This window comes from Ancylobacter sp. GW821-FHT10E12, from assembly GCF_058809335.1.
On the sequence record NZ_JBXASN010000015.1, the window covers coordinates 48,365 to 64,061 of the forward strand.

The window sequence follows — 15,697 nt, forward strand, 5'->3', positions numbered from 1 at the left end:
AAAGGCCGGCGGCAGGGTGGTCCCCGCCGCCGGCGGCCGCATCGCGAGCGCCTCGGGGGCAGCGCTCAGGAGGCGAGCAGCTGCTTCAGCTTGTCGTCGAGATATTTCACGTCGACGGGATTGGTGCCCGGCCCGCCGGCGAAATGGCCCCAGATCGACGGGATCGGCACATATTCGGCATTCGGCATGTGCGCGACCTCGTTCCGGCTGTCCTCGGGCGGAAAATACAGGTCGGTCTGGCCGGGCATGACATAGGTCTTGGCCTTGATGGCGCCGAGCGCGGCCTTGAAGTCGCCCTTGAAGACCTCGTTGTCGGCGATGTCGCCGTTCTGCCAGGTCCACAGCATGGTCAGCAGGTTGTTCGCGTCCTTCGGCAGGAAGAAGCCCTCCCAGAACGCCACCAGGAAATCCTCCAGCGAGGAATAGCCGAGCGTCTTGAGGTCGAGCTCCTCGCGGTAGAACGACTGGGAGAAGCCCCAGCCGGCATAGACGCGGGCGGCGGCGCGCAGGCCCTTTGCCGGCTTCTCGTCATACCAGCCGTCCTTGAAGGCGGCGTCGGCGGTGAGCGCCGCCTTGACGCCTTCGAGGAACACGAAATTGTGCCGCGAACACTTGGCCGAGCCGCAGAACGGCGCCAGCAGGTCCATCATGTCGGGATATTGCGCGCCCCACTGGAAGGTCTGCAGCGCGCCCATCGACCAGCCGACCACGAGGCGGATGTGCTCGATGCCGAACAGCTCCGTCACCAGCTTGTGCTGGGCGCGGACATTGTCATAGGCGGTGACCTTGGGGAATCGCGAGGCGTTGTAGGGCTCGGGCATGTTGCTCGGCGAGGAGGACAGGCCGTTGCCGAGCATGTTGGGGATGAGGATGAAGTACTTGGCGGGATCGAGCGCCATGCCCGGCCCGACCAGCCATTCATTGTCGTAATGCTGGCCGGAATACCAGGTCGGGTAGACGATGACGTTGTCCCTGGCTTCGTTCAGCGTGCCGAAGGCCTTGTAGGCGAGCGTGGCGCCGCGCAGCGTGGCGCCCTTCTGCAGCGCGAAGTCGCCGAGTTCGAAAATCTCGTAGTCGAGAGCCATGGGTCGAGCCTTCTCAGGAGTGGAGGTCGGAGGAAGCGGAATGCAGGTCAGGCGTTGAACCGGTCGAGGATGGCCGGGCGATGCTGGATCCAGGGACGGGCCGCCTCGAAGGCCGCCGACGCCTTGAGCACCAGCGCGTCGTCGAGGTGCCGCCCGATGATCTGCAGGCCGACCGGCAGGCCGTCGCGCGTCAGGCCGGCCGGGATGGAGGCCGCCGGCTGCCCGGTCATGTTGAGCGGGAAGGTGAAGGCCAGCCATTGCGTGGTCGCGACCATGCGCCCGTCGATCTTCTCCGGGCCCTGGATGTCGATGGCGAAGGGCGGCACCGCCAGCGTCGGCGTCAGCAGCAGGTCGTAGGACTGCATCAGCCGCCACATCCTGTTGTTGACCGCCTTGCGGACCATGAGCGCGTCGGTGAAGTCCTCGGCGCGCCACGGCGTGTTCAGGAAGGCGAGGAGGTGCGGCGACATGCGGTGGCCATGCTGCCTGGCCAGCTCGCGCATGCCCTTGAGGTCGGTCTCCATGGCGACGAGGCCCCAGAAGGCCTGGAACGGGTCGTCCCATCCGGGATTGACCGGCTCCACCGTGCAGTCGAGCTCCGCCTCGAAGACCGCGGCGGCGTCGGTGACGAGGCGGCGCACCTCGGGGTCGACGGCGGCGTAGCCCCAGTCGATGCTGAAGCCGACCTTGAGCCCGGCAATGCCGCCCTTCACCGTCCCGGCCCAGTCATAGGGCGCCTCGGGGAGCGAGAAGCGGTCGCGCGGGTCCGGGCCGGCGAGCACCGACATCATCAGCGCGGCGTCGGCGACCGTGCGCGTCATCGGGCCGATATGCTCGAGGCTCTCCCAGCTTGACACGCCGGGATAGCGTTCGTCCTTGGTGCCGGGATAGAGCGGCACCCGCCCCATCGACCCCTTCAGGCCATAGAGCCCGCAATGGGCCGCGGGGATGCGGATCGAGCCGCCGCCGTCGCTGCCGAGCGCCGCCGGGCACATGCCGCTGGCGACGGCGGCGCCGGAGCCGGCGCTCGATCCGCCGGAGGTGAGCGACGTGTTCCAGGGATTGCGGGTGGTGGGGAAGATCGGGTTGTGGCCGACGCCGCTATAGCCGAATTCCGGCACGTTGGTCTTGCCGAGCAGGATGGCGTCGGCCGCCTTCAGCCGCTCGACCACGACGTCGTCCTCGTCGGGAATGAAGCTCTCATAGGCCGGCGAGCCGGAGGCGGTGACGATGCCCTTGGTGCAGATGAGGTCCTTGACGCCGATGGGCACGCCCGCGAGCGGGCCGACGCTCTCGCCGGCAAGGATGCGGGCCTCCAGCGCACGCGCCGTCTCCAGCGCGATGTCCGGCGTCGGGACGCTGAAGGCGTGCAACTCGCCGTCGAGGGCCGCCATGCGGTCGAGATGGGCTCGGGTCACCTCGACCGGCGAGAGCTCGCGGCGCCTCACCAGCCCCGCGAGCGTGACGGCATCCATGGCGCAGATGTCGGTTGTCATCGGTGGGATTCCAGCAACGGAGGAGATGGGGCATTCCGCGCCCGGCCCGTCGCGGGGCCGGACGCGCGGTGATGGCGGGCCGCGGTCACGCCGTCTGCGGCTCGGCGGCGCGCACGCGGACGATGGCGTAGTAGGCGATGGCGGCGACGATGCCGGAGGACAGCGCGGTGGAGGCTTGCGGCAGGTAGAACTCGACCGCGAAGGCCACCGCCGAGCCGATCGCCCAGGCGGCGAAGGCGGCGGGGCGGAAGGCGCGCGGCGCGGCGCCGGTGCGGCGGGCGAGGTACTGGTCGACCAGGATGATGGTGCCGATCGGCGGCACGATGACGCCGAGCAGCGACAGCCACTGGATGAAGAAGGCCCAGACATTGCCGGCGGCGATGACGATGCCGATGGCGCCGAGGATGATCGCCATCAGCCGCATGTTGGAGCGCAGGATGCGCGACCAGCCGGTGGCGGCGTTGTACAGGCAGTGCGAGCACACCGAGCCGAGATTGATGTAGAGGAACACGAAGGCGAGCGCGCTGAGCCAGCCGATCTGCAGCCCGTTCATGTAGCCGAACATGTTGTCGGTGCCGAAGGGATTGGCGTTCGGCACCGCGAGCGCCGCGGTCATCACCCCGCCGACCAGCATGGCGACCAGGTTGGCGACCGGGAAGGCGCTGAAGGTGGCGATGAAGGAGTGCCGGCCGTTCTTCGCCCAGCGGTTGAAGTCGGCGGTGACGGTGCCGGCGTCGATGAACAGCGCGATCACCACGGTGAGGCCGACGCCCATCGACATGGTGGCGACGCCGTTATTGCCGGGATAGGCGAGGATCGCCGCGAAGCTGGTGGTCGAGGCGGCGTGGCCGGCGACGAACAGGCCGAGCACGACGAACAGCGGCACCGAGACGAGGCCGATATAGTGCAGCCCCTTCACCCCGATGAAGGTGATGGCGATATAGAGCACGCCGGCGGCCACCGTCATCGCCACGTAGTTGAGGCCGTAGGTGCCCGAGACCAGCGCGCCGGTGATGCCGGTCTGCACCGCGAACCAGCCGAGCAGCAGGGTGGAGAGCAGGCCGGAGGCCAGCGCATAGCCCTTGTCGCCGAAGACGCGGCTGGCGATGAGCGCGAAATTGTTGCCGGTGGTGACGCCGAGATGGCCGAGCGCGGCGACGTAGAACAGCATGATCAGGTTGCCGATCACCATGGCGGCGACGGCATTGGCGAAGCCCATGCCGAGCACGAGGATCGAGCCGGTCATGGCGCCGGTGATGATCATCGGGAAGCCGGCCCACACCATGATCATCGAGAACAGGCCGTGGCGGGCCTTGAGCGGCACCGGGCGGTGCTCGTATTCGTCGCCGAGGACGTGGTCGATCTCGTCGGCGGCGGCGCTGATGCTATGCGGATCGGCGTGTCCCATGAGGGGCTCCATAGCGGGGTGAGGGGGCGGGCGGGCATGCGGGAACGCTTGGCGCCCGGCATGCGGCCGGGCGCCTCGATCGGGTCTCTGTCGGAACGAAGGGTCGGAGCCGGTCAGCGATGACCGGCGGCGAGCTTGGTCGGGATGCCGTCGATCGGGCAGTCCTCGACCCCCGGCGCGCTGCGGGTCATGGCCTCGACCATGTCGCGCGTGCCTTCGGGATCGTCGGCCCACTGCTTGTAGAACTGGAACGGCAGCGCGCAGGTGCCGCGCGGATCGTCGCCGGAATTGATCATGCCGGTATAGCCGCGGTGCAGCAGCTTGTAGAGGTGGTTCTGCGCCTGGCCCTTGGTCCGCGCCTCGCGGATCAGCGGCACCGAGAGCTGGGCGAACTGGATGCCGTATTCCTCCTCGCCGCATTCGCCGAGCGTGCGCCCGTCGAAGCCGACGATCGCCGAGCGGCCGAAATAGGTGTAGACGCCGTCGAAGCCGGCGGCATTGGCCACCGCGACATAGACGTTGTTGGCCCAGGCCATGGCCTTCGCCATCAGCACCTGCTGTTCCTTTGCCGGGTACATGTAGCCCTGGCAGCGCACGATCAGCTCGGCGCCCTTCATGGCGCAGTCGCGCCAGATTTCCGGGTAATTGCCGTCGTCGCAGATGATCAGGCTGATCTTCAGGCCCTTGGGGCCGTCGGAGACATAGGTGCAGTCGCCGGGATACCAGCCCTCGATCGGCACCCACGGCATGATCTTGCGGTATTTCTGGACGATCTCGCCCTTGTCGTTCATCAGGATCAGCGTGTTGTAGGGCGCCTTGTTCGGGTGCTCCTCGTGGCGCTCGCCGGTGAGCGAGAACACGCCCCACACGCCGGCGGTGCGGCAGGCCTCGGCGAAGATCTCGGTCTCGTCGCCGGGGACCTGGGAGGCGGTCTCGTACATCTCGGCGGCGTCGTACATGATCCCGTGCGTCGAATATTCCGGGAACACCACCAGGTCCATGCCGGGCAGGCCGCGCTTCATGCCGATGAGCATGTCGGCGATCTTGCGGGCATTGGCCAGCACCTCGGCGCGGGTGTGCAGGCGCGGCATCTTGTAGTTGACCACCGCGACGCCGACCGAATCCTTGGTCGACGTGATGTCACCATGTTGCATGAAGGTCCTCCTGGAAGCTGCCCGTTCGGGGCCTGTTGGGTTGGGCGAGCGGATCTTTGGGCGAGTGATCTCGGCCGGCGCGGGCGCGCGGCATCGCGATCGCGGCCGGCGGCGAGCGCGGCGCGGCGAAGCAACACGACAGGGCGGCCCGATGGCCGCGAGGGAAGCTGAAGGGGAGCGACGGCCCTGTCGGACCCCCGGAAAAACAAAAAAGCCCGGGCACCCTTCGCAGGGCGGCTCGGGCTACCTAGCCAATGCAGGAGGACAACACTGTCGACCCTGCGTGCCGATAAGATCGGCATGTTCAAAACTGAACATTTCTTGAGCTAATCACCCTTCCTGGGGAAATGCAAGAGCTCGTTGGCGTTGATGATCGAGGTGGCGATCTCGTCCATCGACACCCGCTTCGCCATGGCCTGCTGGCGGATGGTCTCATAGGCCGCCTCCTCGCCGATATCGTGGATCGACATCAGGATCGCCTTGGCCTTCTGGATGCGCTGCATCGAGGAGACGCGGCGCTCCAGCTTGGCGAGGCGCTTGTGCTGCTCCTGCCGCTCCTGCCACAGCCCGCGCGCCAGCAACAGGTTGGTGAGCACGCCGAACGGGCGGATCGGCCGGTCCATCGCCGCCAGCACGCCGATGTCGAACAGCAGCTCCAGCGTGCTCGGATTCTCGTAGTCGACGATGGCGATGATCGCCGGCGGGATGCCGTCGATGTTCTTCACGAGGCGCAGGATGTCGGCGCGGTGCTCGTGGTCGATCGACAGGAACAGCACGCCGATATTGGCCGGGATGTCGCGCGGGATCGGCCAGGCCGCTTCGGCATGGCAGCCGATGCGGCGCAGGTGGTCGGTCAGCGTGCGTCCCTCGCTGTCGGCGGGATGCACGACGAGGACGGGAAGGCCCTTCAGGCTCTTCAGGGGCGGCATCGCCATGGCGTCAGTCGATCCTGGCCGGCTGCGGCCCGAGCGACCAGTCGTCGAGCGCCGATGACGCGAAATAGGGGTCCGGCTTCATGCGCCGGTGCGGGTCCCACACCACCTCGAACCGGCCGGCGGCATCGAGCCGCGCCACTTTCGGCCACAGGAAGGTGTGGTTGTTGGCCGGGTCGATGGCGACCAGCCCCTGCGGCGCCTCGAACTGCACGCGGGCGAGCGCGTCCACCACCGCCGCGCGCCCGGTGCAGCGCGCCTGGGCGATGGCGTCGGCGACCAGGTGCACCTGGAAATAGGCCGCCTCCGCCGCCGCGGTGACCGGGATGTCCGGCCCGAAATGCTGGCGGTAGGCGGCGAGGAAGGCGCGGTTGCGGGCGGTGCCGAGCGTCTCGAAATAGGGCGCGGCGGTGAGATGGCCCTCGGCCGCCTCGGTCGACATCTCCGCCACCTCGGCCTCGCTGGTGGTCAGGCTGGCGATCGGCGTGCGCGCGGGATCGAAGCCGGCGCGGCGATAGGCCTCGTAGAACATGGCCGTGCCGGAGCCGACCACGGTGGAGAACACCGCGTCCGGGGAATGGCGGGCGATCTGCTTGAGCGCGCGCTCGAAATCCTCGGGCCGAGGATCGAGCGGCACATAGATCTCGTCGAGGATCGAGCCGCGCGACTGGGTGACGAGGTCGGAGAAGATGCGGTTCGATTCATAGGGATAGATGTAGTTGGAGCCGACCAGCAGGATGCGCGGGCCGTAATGCTCCAGGATATAGTGGGCGAGCGGCTGCGAGTTCTGGTTCGGCACCGCGCCGGTATAGATGCAGTTCGGCGAATATTCGAAGCCTTCGAACAGCGTCGGGTAGAGCAGCAGCGCGCCTCTCGCCTCGACCACCGGCAGCACCGCCTTGCGGGTGCTCGACATGTAGCAGCCGAGCAGGATGCGCACGCCTTCCTCGTCGACGAGGCGGGTCGCCTCGCGGCGGAACACCCTGGGGTCGGCCTGGCAATCATTGCCGACGGCGACGATCTCGCGGCCGGCGACGCCGCCGCGGGCGTTGATCTCGCTGATGGCGAGGCGGGTGGCGTTGAGCTGCGTGCGCTCGACCGAGGCGGTCACCCCCGTGCGCGAGAACAGCACGCCGAAGGCGAGGGGCCCCTGGTCCCATTCAGTGTCATCGTCCGACATGACCGGCGCATCCATATAAAAAAAGCCCCCGCTGCGCGTGCCGCAGACGAGAGCCTCATGCTCGTGCCAACCCGCATCCACATTGATGCCGGCTCACCCCGCGAGGCTAACAAGCCGCCGAGGCCGCCGCAACCCCTCCGGGATGCCGGTCCGGGATGCCGGGCGGGCGCATCGCCGCACGGGGAGAGGAGCGGCCGGGTGCCATCCCGCCGCCTCAGCGCGCGGCCACGCCTTCGACGAAGATGCGGATCGCCTCGTGCAGATAGGACCGGCGGTCCTCCTCGCCGGGCCATTCCGGCCGGCCGGCGATTTTCAGCGGCATGGGGCCGAACATCAGGTCCATCAGCATGCGGGCGACGAGGTCGGGCTCGGCGATGCAAAGGCGGCCGCGCCCGATCTGGCGCCGCAGCCAGGCGGCGAGATCGGCGCGCGACGGTTCGGCGCCGCGCTGGTGCGCGACCGCGCCGAGCTCGGGAAACTGCCGCATTTCCGTGAGGGTGAAGGTCGTGAAGGCCATGCGTTCGGCCTCGGCCTCGGCGTCGATGTCGATGCGGAAGATCGCCGCCAGCGCGTCGGTCAGCGGCAGGTGGTCATAGTCGCCCGGCAGCGCCAGCATCGAGGGGCGGTGCGCGTCGACGATGGCGGCGAACAGGTCGAGCTTGGCGGGGAACAGCCGGTAGAGCGTCCGCTTGGAGATGCGGCACGCCGCGGCGACGTCGTCCATCGTGGTGCCGCCATAGCCGCCGGCGACGAACAGCGCGCGGGCCTGCGCGACAACCAAGGCCGACTGCTCGGCGTCCGGCCGCAGCTTGGGCCGCCCGCGGCTCCGCCTCGGCACGGCGGCGGTTTCACCCGGATTTGCTCCATACCCGTCCATGTCGCTCCTCGCCCGTTCCGGTGAATGGATTTGACATCCGTCTCCATTGCTCATTATAGATACTTAGCAGTTTTATAAATGAAAGAGCACCCCTGATGTCGTGGCGCCGCCCGAAAACTTTCGACGAAATGCCCGGGCGGGAACGGCCGCGACTGGGGATGGCCAGCGTTTGCGTGCTGGTCCTGGCGCTGGCGGGCTGCTCGGAATCCTCCTTGCCGCAGGCGCCCCCGGCGGCCGGGCGCCCGGAAGTCGGCGTCGTGACGCTGCGCCCGAGCTCGGTGGCGATCACCGCGGAACTGCCGGGCCGGACCACGGCCTCGCTGGTGGCCGAGGTGCGCCCGCAGGTCGGCGGCATCGTTCGCGAGCGGCTCTTCGAGGAAGGCGGCGAGGTGAAGGCGGGGCAGTCGCTCTACCGGATCGATCCCGCCAGCTATCAGGCCACGGTCGACAGCGCGGTGGCCGCGCTGCAGAAGGCGGAGGCCTCCGTGCCCAGCGCGCAGTCGAAGGTCGAGCGCTATGAGGGTCTCGCGAAGCAGAACGCGGTCAGCAAGCAGGATCTCGACGATGCCGTCGCCGCCCTGGCGCAGGCCCGCGCCGACGTCGCCTCCGCCAAGGCGAGCCTGGAGACGGCGCGGATCAACCTCGCCTATACCGATATCACCGCGCCGATCGGCGGCCAGATCGCCAAATCGACGCTGACGCCGGGCGCGCTGGTCACCGCCAGCCAGGATACGGCGCTCACCACCATCCGCACTCTCGACCCGATCAACGTGGACGTGACCCAGTCGAGCACCAACCTGCTCAACCTGCGCCAGGCGATCGCGCAGGGCCGCATCAAGCTCAGCGGCGAGAACGTGTCGGGCAAGCTCAAGCTCGACAACGGCACCATCTATCCGCATGTCGGCCGGCTGGAATTCTCCGAATCCTATGTCGACCAGACGACCGGCACCTTCGCGATGCGGGCCGAGTTCCCCAATCCCGACCGGCTGCTGCTGCCGGGCATGTATGTCCGCGCCGTCGTCGAGGAGGGCGTCGCGCCGAACAGCTTCCTCGTCCCGCAGCGCGGCGTCACCCGCAACACCAAGGGTGAGCCGACCGGCCTCTTCGTCGATGCCGACGGCAAGGTGGAGCAGCGCGTGCTGACCGTCAGCCGCAGCGTCGGCAACAACTGGCTGGTGGATTCCGGCGCCCGCGACGGCGACCGGCTCATCGTCGAGGGCAGCCAGATGACCCGCCCCGGCCAGGAGGTCGCCGCCGTCGAGGTGGTGATCGACGACACCACCGGCGAGGTGCGCGAGCGCGGCCAGCAGAGCGCGGCGCCGGCCGGCACGGGCACGCTGGCGGCGGGCAGCACCGCCACCACCGGCACCGTGCGGGAGTAGCGCGCCATGTCCCGCTTCTTCATCGACCGGCCGGTCTTCGCCTGGGTCATCGCCATCGTCATCATGCTGGGCGGCGTCCTGGCGCTGCAGACTCTGTCCATCTCGCAATATCCGCAGATCGCGCCGACCACGGTGCGCATCACCGGCACCTATCCGGGCGCCGATGCCCAGACCGTCGAGAACTCGGTGACCAAGATCATCGAGCAGGGCATGACCGGCATCGACAATCTCGACTACATGACGGCGACCTCGACCTCCACCGGCCAGGCCCAGCTGAACATCACCTTCACCAGCGCCGCCGATCCCGACGTCGCGCAGATGCAGGTGCAGAACAAGCTGCAGCTCGTCACCTCGCAGCTTCCGGAGATCGTCCAGAGCAACGGCCTGACCGTCACCAAGTCCTCGTCCGGCTTCCTGATGGTGATCGCCTTCGTCTCGACCGACGGGCGCCTGAACGCCACCGATCTCGCCGACTATGTCGACAGCACGCTCAACGACACGCTGAAGCGCGTCGAGGGCGTCGGCGAGACGCAGCTGTTCGGCGCCAGCTACGCCATGCGCGTCTGGCTCGATCCCGACAAGCTGGCCAAATACCAGCTGATGCCGAGCGACGTGGCGTCGGCGATCGAGGCGCAGAACGCGCAGGTCTCCGCCGGCCAGCTCGGCGGGCTGCCCGCCCGCACCGGCCAGCAGCTCAACGCCACCGTCACCGCCCGCAGCCGGCTGCAGACGCCCGAGCAGTTCCGCAACATCATCCTGAAGAGCAGCACCGACGGTTCGCTGGTGCGCCTGAACGACGTCGCCACCGTCGAGCTCGGCGCCGAGAGCTATACCACCTCGTCGGGCTATAACGGCATGCCGGCGGCCGGCCTCGCCATCAGCCTCGCCACGGGTGCCAACGCCATCAGCACCTCCGAGAACGTGACGGCGACCATCCAGCGGCTTTCCACCACCTTCCCGCAGGGCGTCGAGGTGGTCTATCCCTATGACACCACGCCCTTCGTGCGGCTCTCCATCGAGGAGGTGGTGCGCACGCTGATCGAGGCGATCGTCCTCGTCTTCGTGGTGATGTTCGTCTTCCTGCAGAATCTGCGCGCCACGCTGATTCCCACCATCGCCGTGCCGGTGGTGCTGCTCGGCACCTTCGGGGTGCTGGCGCTGTTCGGCTATTCGGTGAACACGCTCACGATGTTCGCCATGGTGCTCGCCATCGGCCTCCTGGTCGACGACGCCATCGTGGTGGTCGAGAATGTCGAGCGCGTCATGCAGGAGGAGGGGCTTTCCCCGCGCGAGGCGACGCGCAAATCCATGGACGAGATCACCGGCGCGCTGATCGGCATCGCCACGGTGCTGTCCGCCGTCTTCGTGCCCATGGCGTTCTTCGGCGGCTCGGTCGGCATCATCTACCGGCAGTTCTCGGTGACCATCGTCTCGGCGATGATCCTGTCGGTGCTGGTGGCGCTGATCCTGACCCCGGCCCTGTGCGCGACGCTGCTGCGCCCGGCAAAGGGCCACGGCAGCGAGGGGCATGGCAGCAAGGAGCACGGCAGCGAGGGACACGGCAACCGCGGCGGCCCCTTCGGCTGGTTCAACCGCGCCTTCGAGCGCGGCACGCAGGGCTATCGCACCGGCTTGCAGGGCATCCTGAGCCGGCGCCGGCGCTTCCTCGCCCTGTTCGTGCTGATCGTCGTCGCCATGGGCTGGATGTTCGCGCGCCTGCCGAGCTCGTTCCTGCCGCAGGAGGATCAGGGTATCCTCATCACCTCCGTCCAGCTTCCGGTCGGCGCCACGCAGGACCGCACGCTGCGCGTCCTGGACAAGGTCAAGGAGCACTTCCTGAAGGAGGAGGCCGATGCGGTGGAAGGCGTGATGACGGTCTCCGGCTTCGGCTTCGGCGGCCAGGGCCAGAATGTCGGCATCGCCTTCGTGCGGCTGAAGGATTTCGACACGCGCACCACGTCGAACCTTTCCGCCCAGGCGGTCGCCGGCCGCGCCATGAAGGCCTTTGCCGGCATTCGCGACGCGCGGGTCTTCGCCCTCGCGCCGCCCGCCATCCAGGGCATGGGCAATTCCAACGGCTTCAGCTTCTTCCTGCAGGACATCAACGGCGCGGGCCACGCCAAGCTGATCGAGGTGCGCGACCGGCTGCTCGCGGCGGCGGCCAAGGACCCGCGCCTCGCCAATACGCGGCCGAACGGGCAGGAGGACGAACCGCAATTCACCATCGACATCGACCAGGAGAAGGCGCGCGCGCTCGGCCTCGGCCTCGGCGACATCGACGACACGCTGTCGATCGCCTGGGGCAGCGACTATGTGAACGACTTCATCGATCGCGGCCGCATCAAGCCGGTCTATCTGCAGTCCGAGCAGAATTTCCGCATGCAGCCGGAGGATCTCGGCAAATGGCATGTGCGCAACGACGATGGCGGCATGGTGCCGTTCTCCTCCTTTGCCTCCAGCCGCTGGACCTTCGGCTCGCCGCGCCTCGAACGCTATAATGGCGCCGCGGCGGTCGAGATACAGGGCGAGGCGGCGGCGGGGGTGAGCTCGGGCGAGGCCATGACCGCCATCGACGACCTGGTGGCGCAGCTGCCGGCCGGCTTCTCGCATGAATGGACCGGCCTCTCCTACCAGGAGCGGCTCTCCGGCAGCCAGGCGGCCTCGCTCTACGCCATCTCGGTTCTGGTGGTGTTCCTGTGCCTCGCGGCGCTCTACGAGAGCTGGTCGATCCCGTTCGCGGTGATGCTGTCGGTGCCGATCGGCGTGTTCGGCGCCCTCTTGGCGGCGCTGATGTTCGGCCAGACCAACGACGTCTATTTCAAGGTCGGCCTGCTCACCACCATCGGCCTCGCCGCCAAGAACGCCATCCTGATCGTCGAGTTCGCCATCGAGCGGCAGGCTCATGGCCTCGGGCTGGTGGAGGCGACGCTCGATGCCGCCCGCCAGCGGCTGCGGCCGATCCTGATGACGTCCTTCGCCTTCATCCTCGGCGTGACGCCGCTCGCCATCGCCAGCGGCGCCGGGTCGGGGGCGCAGAACGCCATCGGCATCGGCGTGATGGGCGGCATGATCGCCGCCACGCTGCTCGGCGTGTTCTTCATCCCCCTGCTGTTCGTCGCGGTGCGCTCGCTGTTCAAGGGCCGCGCCCACGCGCCGGCCGACGCGCCCCCCACCGCCCTTCCCGACGCCCCTCCGCGGAACGCTTCCTGATGTCCTTCTCCCTCATCGTCCGGCTGGCGGCGCTCGCGCTTGCCGGCACCGTCCTTGCCGGCTGCGCCGTCGGGCCGGACTACGTCACGCCGACGCTGGCCGTCCCCGCCCATTGGGGGGCGAGCAAGCCGAAGCAGGCCCCCCGCCCGCCCGAGCTGGCGCAATGGTGGAAGCAGTTGCGCGACCCGCTGCTCGACGAACTGATCGAGGAGGCGGTCGCCGGCAATCTCGACGTCGCCACCGCCAAGGCGAAGATCCGCCAGGCGCGGGCCAGCTATCGCCAGTCGGTCGGCGCGCTGCTACCGAGCCTCGACGGCTCGGGCTCGGCGACGCGCAACAGCAATGGCTCCAACGTGTCGAGCAGCGGCGACGTGACCATTTCCGGGCCGTTCACCCAGTATGATGCCAGCCTCGACGCCAGCTGGGAGCTCGACCTGTTCGGCGCCAACCGCCGTGCGGTGGAGGCGGCGCGCTACGGCCTCGACGCGGCGGAAGAGGAGCTCCGGGCGACGCTGGTGACGCTCGTCGGCGACGTCGCCGCCTATTATGTCGATGCGCGCTCCTACCAGGCGCGGGTGGCGCTCGCCCGGCGCACCGCTGCCTCGCAGCGCGAGACCGCGGCGCTGACCCGCACCAAGTTCGACGCCGGCGCCTCCTCGGCGGTAGACGTCGCCAACGCCTCCGGCCTCGCCGCCAGCACCGAGGCCGATATCCCGGCGCTCGAATCCTCCTATGCGGAGGCGGCCCACCGGCTGTCCGTGCTCACCGGCCGGCCGCCCTCGGCGCTGTCGATGCGGATGCGGCAGGCAAAGCCGATCCCCAATCCCCGGCTGCCGATCCCGACCGGCATTCCCGCCGACGTGCTGCTGAGCCGCCCGGACCTGCGGGTGGCCGAGCGGCAATACGCCCAGTACACTGCCCAGATCGGCCAGGCGCAGGCGGCGCTCTATCCGAGCGTGAGCCTCACCGGCAATGTCAGCTCCTCGGCGCTGAAGGTCGGCGACCTCGGCAAGAGCTCGTCGATCAGCTGGTCCTTCGGCCCGTCGCTCACCGTGCCGATCTTCAATGGCGGGCAGCTTGCCGCCGCCGTCGACGAGGCCGAGGCGCTGCGCGACCAGTATTTCCTCGCCTATCGCGCCGCGGTGCTCACCGCGCTGGAGGATGTGGAGAATGCCAGCGTCGCGCTCGGCCAGGAGCGCATCCGCCAGGGGACGCTCGCCGTTTCGGTGCGGCATTACCGCGAGGCGACGCGGCTGGGCCGCTCGCTGTACCAGTCCGGTTCGTCGAGCTTCCTGGAGGTGCTCGACGCCGAACGCTCGCTCTATTCGGCGGAGGATTCGCTGATCCAGAGCCGGGCGGCGATCGCCACCGACTATATCGCCCTCAACAAGGCGCTGGGCGGCGGCTGGGACGGGGCGATCGACACCTCCCGCCCGGAGGTGGTCGATACCGGCACCGGGCCGCATTTCGCCCGCGCGCCCTCGCCGCGCCTGCCGCAGCCGGGCGCCGGGCAGGGCGACGTCCGATGAGCCGGGCCGCCGCAGCCCTCTGCGCGGGGGTGCGGCGGCGCGGACATGCGTGACCTTCGGCCCCGGCGCCTTGCTCCGCTCAGGCGGCGAGGTCGGCGGCGTGGTCGCGCGCATAGGTCTCCAGCGTGCGCGGCGCCTTGCCGGTCAGCGTCTCGACATCGCCGGTGACCGCCGCGGTCCAGCCCTGCCGGACCGGATGGAAGATCGAGGCGAGGAAGCCGGCATAATCGGCCGGGACGCCGGCGCCGGTCAGCATGCCGATGAAGGCGGCGTCGTCGATCGCGTCATAGGCGACCGGCTTGCCGAGGGCGGATGACAGGATCGTCGCGGCCTGCGCATAGGAGAGCGCCTGCGGGCCGGTGAGATTGAAGGCCTTGCCGTCGAAGCGGCCGGTAGTCAGCGCGGCGGCGGCGCTGCCGGCAATGTCGCGCGCGTCGATGAAGCTCGACATGCCCTCGCCGGCGGGAACCGCGATCCGGCCATGGTCGATGCCGGGTTTCCAGAAGACATGGAAATTATCGGCGAACCAGTTCGGCCGCAGGATCACATAGAGCGTGCCGGATTTCTCAAGCGCGATCTCCACCTGCCGATAGGGGATGGAATCGTCGGCGACGCCGAAGACGCTCTGGAACACCACCTTGACCCCGCGGGCGGCCGCCGCCTCGATCACCGGGACGAGCAGTTCCCGCGCATTCACATAGCCGGTGGGCAGCCTCACATAGGCGCGGTCGACGCCTTCGAAGGCCGGGCCGAAGCTCGACGGGTCGGCAAGATCGAACGCGACGCCCCTCCGCGCCGTCCACGGGCCTGCCGATGCGGGAGGCCGCCTTCACCTTTTCGCCCGCCGCGACCAATGCCTTCACCAAGGGCCTGCCGACATTGCCGGTGGCGCCGAGCACGAGAATCTTGCCTGTCATCGTAAAATACTCTTAGTATCTAATGGAAACTATCTATCCGTTGTATAGATAGTTCCGATAAGGGTGACGCGGAAGAGAGCACTTTCAGCGCACCTGGTTTCCCCGAGGAAACCGATAGCCGGCGAAAGGACGGAGGGATCGATGAGGCGGGCCTACGACGTCTATCAGGACAATTGCCCGACCCGCCGCGTGTTGGACCGGCTGGCGGATAAATGGGCGCTGCTGATCCTCGACCGGCTGGAGGACGGGCCGGTGCGGTTCAACCACCTGCGCCGCGACATCAAGGGGATCTCGCAGAAGGTGCTGTCGCAGACGCTGAAGAAGCTGGAGCGCGACGGGCTGGTCTCGCGCTCGATCTTCGCCACCGTGCCGGTCACGGTGGAATACGCGCTGACCCCGCTCGGCCGGACCTTGACGCAGACCGTGTCGGCGCTGGCCCATTGGGCCGAGAGCAACATGGACGCGGTGGCGAGCGCGCAGGCGAGCTATGACGCTGCCATGAAGAAGGATTAAGGGTGCTGCCGAGA

General features: G+C 68.4%; 11 protein-coding genes and 1 pseudogene. 4 read left to right on the plus strand and 8 right to left on the minus strand.

Translation table 11 applies throughout. The features are described 5' to 3' along the window. Window positions 1-65: 65 nt before the first annotated feature. The 7 genes from AC1RU4_RS19310 to AC1RU4_RS19340 all read right to left on the minus strand — a co-directional run bounded on the left by AC1RU4_RS19310 (window position 66) and on the right by AC1RU4_RS19340 (window position 8,132). Window positions 66-1,085, minus strand: coding sequence for an alpha/beta fold hydrolase (locus AC1RU4_RS19310; RefSeq protein WP_492892753.1), 1,020 nt, complete (start codon window positions 1,083-1,085; stop codon window positions 66-68). Between the two features lie 47 nt (window positions 1,086-1,132). Then, a complete protein-coding gene (locus tag AC1RU4_RS19315) occupies window positions 1,133-2,581 on the minus strand; it encodes an amidase (RefSeq protein WP_492892754.1) in 1,449 nt (482 codons plus the stop codon). Window positions 2,582-2,666: 85 nt separating this feature from the next. Further along, on the minus strand, window positions 2,667-3,989 hold the full coding sequence (locus AC1RU4_RS19320) for a purine-cytosine permease family protein (protein ID WP_492892755.1): 1,323 nt from the start codon (window positions 3,987-3,989) through the stop codon (window positions 2,667-2,669). 113 nt (window positions 3,990-4,102) lie between these two features. Further along, window positions 4,103-5,143 carry an aliphatic amidase gene (locus AC1RU4_RS19325; protein WP_492892756.1) on the minus strand — a complete coding sequence of 347 codons (1,041 nt, stop codon included), beginning with the start codon at window positions 5,141-5,143 and terminating at the stop codon, window positions 4,103-4,105. A gap of 326 nt (window positions 5,144-5,469) precedes the next feature. Next, window positions 5,470-6,078 (minus strand): ANTAR domain-containing response regulator, encoded by a 609-nt coding sequence (locus AC1RU4_RS19330; RefSeq protein WP_492892757.1) that lies wholly within the window; start codon window positions 6,076-6,078, stop codon window positions 5,470-5,472. A 4-nt stretch (window positions 6,079-6,082) separates the two neighbouring features. After that, window positions 6,083-7,255 carry a transporter substrate-binding domain-containing protein gene (locus AC1RU4_RS19335; protein ID WP_492892758.1) on the minus strand — a complete coding sequence of 391 codons (1,173 nt, stop codon included), beginning with the start codon at window positions 7,253-7,255 and terminating at the stop codon, window positions 6,083-6,085. 214 nt (window positions 7,256-7,469) lie between these two features. After that, on the minus strand, window positions 7,470-8,132 hold the full coding sequence (locus AC1RU4_RS19340; RefSeq protein ID WP_492892759.1) for a TetR/AcrR family transcriptional regulator: 663 nt from the start codon (window positions 8,130-8,132) through the stop codon (window positions 7,470-7,472). Between the two features lie 158 nt (window positions 8,133-8,290). Between AC1RU4_RS19340 and AC1RU4_RS19345 the strand changes: the two genes are divergently transcribed. From AC1RU4_RS19345 to AC1RU4_RS19355, 3 genes are read left to right on the plus strand one after another with little or no spacing between them, the layout of a single operon-like run. Next, window positions 8,291-9,514: an efflux RND transporter periplasmic adaptor subunit gene (locus tag AC1RU4_RS19345; protein ID WP_492892760.1), complete on the plus strand. Its 1,224-nt coding sequence runs from the start codon at window positions 8,291-8,293 to the stop codon at window positions 9,512-9,514. A 6-nt stretch (window positions 9,515-9,520) separates the two neighbouring features. Beyond that, complete coding sequence (locus tag AC1RU4_RS19350) at window positions 9,521-12,724, plus strand: efflux RND transporter permease subunit (RefSeq protein ID WP_492892761.1); 3,204 nt, start codon at window positions 9,521-9,523, stop codon at window positions 12,722-12,724. Then, window positions 12,724-14,253 carry an efflux transporter outer membrane subunit gene (locus AC1RU4_RS19355; protein WP_492892762.1) on the plus strand — a complete coding sequence of 510 codons (1,530 nt, stop codon included), beginning with the start codon at window positions 12,724-12,726 and terminating at the stop codon, window positions 14,251-14,253. Before AC1RU4_RS19350 ends, AC1RU4_RS19355 begins: the two co-directional genes overlap by 1 nt. A gap of 79 nt (window positions 14,254-14,332) precedes the next feature. Here the strand turns inward: AC1RU4_RS19355 and AC1RU4_RS19360 are convergent. Beyond that, window positions 14,333-15,170: pseudogene (locus AC1RU4_RS19360) on the minus strand (SDR family oxidoreductase). 141 nt (window positions 15,171-15,311) lie between these two features. Here AC1RU4_RS19360 and AC1RU4_RS19365 point away from each other — a divergent pair. Further along, a complete protein-coding gene (locus tag AC1RU4_RS19365; protein ID WP_492892763.1) occupies window positions 15,312-15,683 on the plus strand; it encodes a winged helix-turn-helix transcriptional regulator in 372 nt (123 codons plus the stop codon). Window positions 15,684-15,697 lie beyond the last annotated feature (14 nt).